Annotated in this window: 6 protein-coding genes; 4 read left to right on the top strand and 2 right to left on the bottom strand. The window is 38.6% G+C overall.

Annotated features, from left to right (window positions below; genetic code table 11):
* On the top strand, positions 1–267 hold a 267-nt coding region (locus ACP45E_RS13900; RefSeq protein ID WP_069585137.1), incomplete at its 5' end, for a hypothetical protein.
* Between the two features lie 75 nt (positions 268–342).
* Positions 343–1332, top strand: a complete 990-nt coding sequence (locus tag ACP45E_RS13905; RefSeq protein ID WP_017037888.1) for an OmpA family protein — start codon at positions 343–345, stop codon at positions 1330–1332.
* 161 nt (positions 1333–1493) lie between these two features.
* Here ACP45E_RS13905 and ACP45E_RS13910 read toward each other — a convergent pair whose 3' ends face one another.
* The gene (locus ACP45E_RS13910; protein ID WP_017035971.1) at positions 1494–1904 is read right to left on the bottom strand and encodes a helix-turn-helix domain-containing protein; all 411 of its coding nucleotides are present in this window, start codon (positions 1902–1904) and stop codon (positions 1494–1496) included.
* Positions 1905–2720: 816 nt separating this feature from the next.
* Between ACP45E_RS13910 and ACP45E_RS13915 the strand changes: the two genes are divergently transcribed.
* Together ACP45E_RS13915 and ACP45E_RS13920 are read left to right on the top strand one after the other, a co-directional pair.
* A complete protein-coding gene (locus ACP45E_RS13915) occupies positions 2721–3575 on the top strand; it encodes a helix-turn-helix transcriptional regulator (RefSeq protein WP_017037889.1) in 855 nt (284 codons plus the stop codon).
* Complete coding sequence (locus ACP45E_RS13920) at positions 3572–4792, top strand: EAL domain-containing response regulator (protein WP_017037890.1); 1221 nt, start codon at positions 3572–3574, stop codon at positions 4790–4792. The genes ACP45E_RS13915 and ACP45E_RS13920 overlap by 4 nt, the downstream gene beginning before the upstream one ends.
* A gap of 222 nt (positions 4793–5014) precedes the next feature.
* Here ACP45E_RS13920 and ACP45E_RS13925 read toward each other — a convergent pair.
* Positions 5015–7247, bottom strand: a 2233-nt coding sequence (locus ACP45E_RS13925) for an Ig-like domain-containing protein (RefSeq protein WP_069585139.1), incomplete at its 5' end; no start/stop codon positions are given.

Raw genomic sequence — 7247 nt, forward strand, 5'->3', positions numbered from 1 at the left:
GCCATAGGCTTGGGGGGCGGAGATAAAGAAACGGACCAAGTATTAGAGAGCTCAATGCCATCCCTGCAAAATTATAGCATCAGTGCGCAATACCTATTGGTGTCAACCGGCTTTCGCGCTAATGATAAAACCGATTTATCAAAGAAGGTGTCAGTAAATCAAGGTGCTGGTTCTAAGCTAACCGACGTCGATGTGCTATCTAGAAATGACAAATGCAATCGATCACTAAATTCGCTTTTATCAATCATGGTGTGGTTCGCTCAATGAGTTGGCCCGTCAGCTATGACATCCCATTGCACGTATTTTTATCATGCCCAAAGCGGTATAAAGGAAGAATGAAACATGAAAAATAGGATAGTCGCCATAGTGATAACAAGTACATTCTTGAGCGTATCAAGTAGTGCCTTATCTAACACCTACATCGGTGCTAAAGCGGGTAAATCATGGTTGAACCAAACATGTTTATCAATATCAAACTGCAACGATGAAGATAAAGCTTTCGGTATGATCATAGGTTATGACGTGTGGGAAACGCTTTCAATTGAAGTTGGGTATGATGAGCTAGGGAAGTTATCGACATCCGATCTACCTCAACAGAGAATGGTGGCGTACACAGTGGCACCGAAATTGAACCTCGCTATTTCTGACTTGTTTTTTTTATACACGAAGTTAGGAGTGGGGATTGTTCACTATGGTAAAGAAGACGATTATTCTTATCTAGGGGCGGCAGGATTAGAAGTCCTTTCAAACGACAATATCTCGGTTCGAATAGAATACCAACATTTAAGTCATATTAATCATGATGCCTTTGTTCCGTCAGGAAATTCTTTAACCCTCGGACTAGTGTATAACTTTGGCGGGAAACATGAAGCTTCACAATATATTTCTGTACAGCATAAACCAAGTAAAACTATTGATAAGGCTTCTGAGCCAATCATACCGACGCGTCGTATTATTACTAAGGAAACGTTCAAAACATACAGTTTGAACGCAAATAACTTTAAATCTGATAGCGCAATATTAACCGAAGAAATCAAACATAGTCTTGTTGAAATATCTAATATTCTAAATTCATACAAACAAGCCAAGGTGAGATTAGTCGGGCATACAGACTCAACAGGATCACAACGGTATAATCAGTTAATTTCTGAACAACGCGCGGATTCAGTCGCTAATGAGTTAATAGCACTGGGTGTTGATGTAAACCAGATCTTGATCATAGGATCAGGTGAAAATAACCCCGTGGCGACCAACGCAACACAGATTGGACGTTCGTCAAACCGTCGTGTGGAAGTGACTATTCTTGAGTTTGATTACCAAACTAAAAACTAAGTCTTAGCTACGCTAGAATTTAGAACTGTTTACCTCATTAACTTCTTATTCGTTTGCTATTTAGAGGCATCTACTCAGAGGTATGGACAACGTAGGATTCGACTCATCCTACACAAGGCTTCTTTGTAAAGCATGATTTTATTTGAAGCAAACTAAAATGGTTAAATGGTCAACAAACTAACGACACTGGGGTTAATTTCTTTGGCGGAAGTACCTAAAAATAGGTTGGTTTCAATATTTACTTTCTTGTAATCACTATGAATATTTAAACTGTAACCAAGCCGATAGATTGTATGGATTTCCCAAAAATCGCCTAATTCATAGAGTTTGTTTCTCAATGTCATTATTGACATGTTAAGCGAGTTGTCGCATACCACTGTATTAGGCCAGCCAGCAAGTTTAAGTTGTTGCTTTGTCATGTGTTGACCCATGTTAGCAAACAAAGTTGATAACAGTAGATACTCACTTTGGTTAAGTTGAGCTTCTATTGACGTCGTATACTTGGCACTCTGGTTAAGATGGCCGCTGTACACATTGATCTTAAGCGTCCCATGATTCAATTCCACTATCATAAGTATGTCCCATTAAAGTATTAAATAATCATCAATATTTTAATGGAACATCAGTCTTTATCTAGAGCACTTTATATCTTTACTGCTTTATTTTGCTTATGTCACTTCCACAGTAGGTATTGTTACTAGATAGTACCGAATAAACAGATCATCAGAGATTGAATGAAACGAACATCTTTATGTTTTTTGGCTCCGATTGAACTGCCTTTTTTACAAATTCACTAGGGCATTTATTTTTTAGTGTAACGAAATCTATCTGATTGGAAAGGGGGGCCTCAGCACAACTTAAGGTTGGGACCTTACCCACCCAGCGAAGACTGACACTGCCCGCTACTGAACTAAACGATAAAAATAATATCGCCCCGGTCATTATTGTAATGTAATGCATAGCAATATTCCTTTTGCAAATGTATATAAAAAGCCTAGTGCCACCATAGGCATTATGCAAAATAAATAATGGTAAAATAATTTATTCATATATCTGGTCTACAATCTCACTTCTGAAGAGTATGCGATGGTAAAAAACAGTGCTACTTAACACTCTAATGGTAATAAGCTCGTTATCCCTCACTTACCTTGTCAAGAATAGTACTATTGATGACTATAAACACAGTGTTTCATTAATCAAATCAGAGAGTGAAAATAGGTTTTTTTAATCTGATCTAGCTCTGTCAATGGATGTGGTCGAATTAGATATAATTGAATTTATTCATATAGGCACTAATAAATTAAGTTATTTTTATATGCCAATGTGTAAAGTCGACAAGTGGAGATAATGGAATTATATAAAAATTGATAAATAGTGGTAGGTTTAAAATGTTCGCAGAAACGCTTCGATTATTTAGAACTAAAAACGGAATATCTCAAACTCAATTTGTTGATTTGGTTCAAAAAAGTAGCCAGAATTTTTATAGTTTAGATGTCGTCACTCTTAGCCGGTGGGAAAGGGGGGTTACAACCCCTCATCTGAAGAGAATGAACGAACTACTCGAATTACTAGGCATAAACATATTTGATTTTTGGTGCAATAACAGTGATGGCAATGAGCTGAAAGCCCTTTATAGCAAGTTAAACACTAATGCATATACGGATGAAAATACTATTTTTAATCCTGATGTCGTGTTAATAACCGCAAGCAACTCTGGGGTTATAGGTAGTTATTTACACTTAATAGATGTCATTTTCAACTATGAAAATAATGCGATTCTAGTCTTGATGCAGGATAACGGAAAAACGAGAAGATCCGTGATTGAAAAGATAATAAATCAATATTCAGGTGAGCTAATGTTTGTTCTAGTTAATGGGCAAATAATAGGGCACCTATTGAGCTCTAACAGTAGACTAATTTTAGATTACACTGGTGAGGATATTGATGGTGATGAGAAAGTGGATTTAATAGTTTCATGTAATAGCACACATTACTCATCGTTCATTCCAACTTTAGGACGATTCGTTTATAAGTATATTCAGAGTACCGATCCGAATAAGATTATTAAGATCCATGTGAATAATGTGAGAATGTTTAATATTCTATATTCTATTGGCTTGGAATATACTAGCGTTAATATAAAAGGGACTATTGTTAAAGTAATGGAGTTAAGTTCGAAGGAAATAAAGAAGAACCGAGCTTGGATGTCTATAATATCAAAGTATAGGATGTCAAAAAAATGAAAAAATCAATTTTGATTGTAGATGGTGTAGAAATTTCACGGGAAGTTATAAAAAAATCATTGATTCGTTCGGTTAAAAATATAAAGGTTTGCCTTGCAACGAATGCTTACGATGCAATGTTGAAAATTAATGCAGGAGGATTTGACCTAGTTATCACCGATTTGATGATGCCTAACGGCGATGGTTTCGATTTAATTAGAATGATGGCTAATCATAGTGCTAAATCTAAATTGGTCATTATTTCTGGGTTAGATAATACGATTGTTCGCTCAGCGGGAATGCTCGCTGAACTGTATAACTTGAATGTCGTGGCGTCGTTAGTAAAACCAGTTTGGCCAGATCAAATGGGAAAATTGGTAGCTAACTGTTTGACCGAAAATGAAGTATGTTCAGAAGGCAATAAAGAGATTGTATGTGACATTTTTAGGGAAGAGTTACCTATTCACCTGTTGTACCAACCACAAGTCATATCAAAAAACAATACTATTACTGGTTTTGAAGTGTTACCCCGATGGACAGACGGTAACTGTTCAACGCTTCCTCTTAGTAGTTTCTTGCCAGAAATCGATGAGATAGGAAAACAAAAACGGTTCTGTAGTATAATGATCGAGCGGTTCAGAAGTGACTACGAACATTTTTTTTGTATGCGGGATAAATCGATTCGGTTTTCTATAAATATAGATCCATTTTTATTAATGGACGAAGACGTTGTTAATCATCTATTGAACTTCTATGAACAAGGTGATGTTGAACATACAATAGTATTGGAATTGAAAGAAAAATATATTAAAGATGGTTTTCAGAGTGAACTGGCTACTAGTATATTGAAACTAAGAACTGTAGGCTTTGAAATATCAATAGACGATTTTGGTTCGAACCTGTCCAATCTCGAAAATATTATCAGTCTACCTATTAATGAGATAAAAATAGATAGGAAACTAACTTGGAAATTCATTGGTAAAACAGATGGTTTGAAAATAGATAATGACGTAAAGGTCCTTGAGTCAGTAAACAACTTTCGAGTTGTATATGAGGGCGTTGACGATGAAAAGACCTCTTTAGCACTTCATGCTATCAATGTTAATGGCCACTGCATACAGCAAGGTTATCTTCACGGCGTACCTCTTATGCCCTGGGAAGCGGTAAAAAAAATAGAGGAAATTACTATTGCGGAAAAAGTTGTCAAAAGTGCAGATCTTTCCTGCATGGTTACATAATGAGAAATATTAAATAGGCAGTTTAGACTCCAGTTTGACCATTGCTAAGTTAAATAAGAATAAACGTACCTGTCAAACCCCTCCAAACTTTCGCTTATTGCTGAGGACTGTTATAGTTTTAATTCCTTTATTGAAAAACGGTGTTAGAGCAATAAACGAACGCTTTAACACCTATTGGATATTCAGTTAATGTCTGTACCTACTTGATAAAATTAAAATGCCTCAGTCAGAGACACAAGAGGCAAGATGGTCTGCATCAGGGATATTGTAACTGATTATGTCTTCTTGGATATTAACGACATAGTAATTGTAACCAAACTCATCCAGTGTACTTGTCCAGGTATACAAGCCTACCGGCCATCCGAACTCTATGAATAAGTCTCCTTTTTCACTGGCGAATGTGAACAATTCATCTTTTGTTGGTCTACGCCAGCTCTCTCTCCCTGCAAAGTATATTGTTGCTAGATGCTGGCACCAACGATCGAGTTGTCCGCCACTTCCTGCTTGACCTTCGGCACTGTTATTCGGGGGCAAAACGTTAACACCGTCTTGTCGGAATTTGGCAAATTGCCCATTACTTGGGCCTAACTGAGAGTATTCTGTGTAATTGTAAATGGAAGCATAAGTTCTCCCCTCATTATCTTTGGTATTCTGCTTCTCATATTCCAACAAAGTTAGGGCTGCAAGACTTGGTGAGGATGTAAACCAAAGTCCATTATTACTGCTGATTACCTTCAAACAGGCTCCTTTGGCGTTTTCAGGATTCGTATCATTGAGTTGACCGCCACAGATTGGGACTAAAGGTGCTGTGAACGTAACATTACTTAGTGACTGTATGGGATTACCTTCTGTCGTTAAATAGGAGGACTTAACACTGAATGTCATGCCGGTGGACGGTGTTATATAACTAGGATCCCACTTGATTCTTAATCTTTGCTCTCCATTGGCATCCGTCTCGGTGTTTTCATTACTAATTATTGGAAGTACGGGGGCTGAAGTATCAGGGTGATTCTCTGGGGTTACAGTAAAATCGATTTGATAACCGACAACCGGGTTTACATTTTCATCGTTTAATCTTGCCGTTATCTGATTTCCTAGTTGGGAAGTGTAAAAGGCAAAATTTTGTGTTGCTTCGGATGTTAATTGCGCGGTTTTCTCATCGCCAATGAACTGAACCGTATGAGAAGTTTTGACGCCATTATAGCTCACGGTTAGTTGCACGTTTTCTGACTTAAGTGATGTTAAAATAAAAGAAGCGACGCCATCAGATCCCGTCAGAGCGTGATCACTAAACATCACATCGTTGCTATCAGACTCAGCATAAACATTGACACCTTCAGCTGGACTACCAGCTAATACAACTTTCACACTGACGACGGCTGTGTCGATTCCATTTGCAATTGCTTCGGTGTCAGATTGTGCCAGTACTTCAATCACGCCTTGTTTGACGCACGTTACATAAAATGCTGAATTATCCACCACATTAAGAATTGGGCCTGTTGGCATTTGATATGACAACACGGCATCATCTATCGGATTGTAAGCAAGATAAGGCGATTGAGTTGGCCAGTCATGATCGAGGCTCACATTGGTGTCTGCTCTCAATGCGTCGAGCTCTTTCGGTGTAGCTAGGTTGCCATCTAGGCTTGCGCAATAACGCAGGGCTGAGGATAGGGAATATTGCGCCATTTCGATAGCGGGTTCATAGCCACTATCAAGAGCAGTGCTCGTATAAGGTACGCTTGAACCTAGAGCATCCAATGCAGTAGGTGGGGGGGTAAAGTAGTCAACTCCGAGGTGGATTCCATCCCATCGTGCCGACTGACTTGGGTCTACCACTTCAACTCGAAACAGCCCCATTTCATATGCGCCATTATGATCACTGACTGCAAAACTCACGTAGTAATACCCTGACCGATTGGCTTTAAAGGTGATGGCCTTGTTAGCCGTATTATCAGGATCCTTTGACGTAGCAATGGCATTGAATACATTAACGTAAACCAACTGGTAGTCATCGCCATCGTCTGAAGAGACAAACTGGCTAATATCGATATCGACGAGCTCATTTACGTTCACTCGTTCATCTAATGTACCATTATACTCGACGGTAAAACCTTGATTAGCATGATACCCAATCGCTATGTCTATGCTTCCCATGAGAACCAAATTGTTCGCTGGGTCCTCAAAAGAGTAAAGTATCCTGTCCACTCCTGTATAACCGAGAGCGGGCGTATAATCAAAAACCCTATCATCGATAAGATCTTGTTGAACGCTACCTGGTGTTGAGAAGGGTAAAGTGAGTTCGACCAAATCGTAGTTCTCACTCAGAACATAGCCCACGTTAAGCAGCGCCTCTTCAATATTGAATGTTATGGTTGTGTCTACTAATGTTGTGGCACTAAGAGGGGTTAATATTGTACCGTCTGGCTCTGCGCTGACAGATCGGAAGAGCGGT

Source organism: Vibrio genomosp. F10 str. 9ZD137 (genome assembly GCF_049974785.1).
Lineage (GTDB): Bacteria > Pseudomonadota > Gammaproteobacteria > Enterobacterales > Vibrionaceae > Vibrio.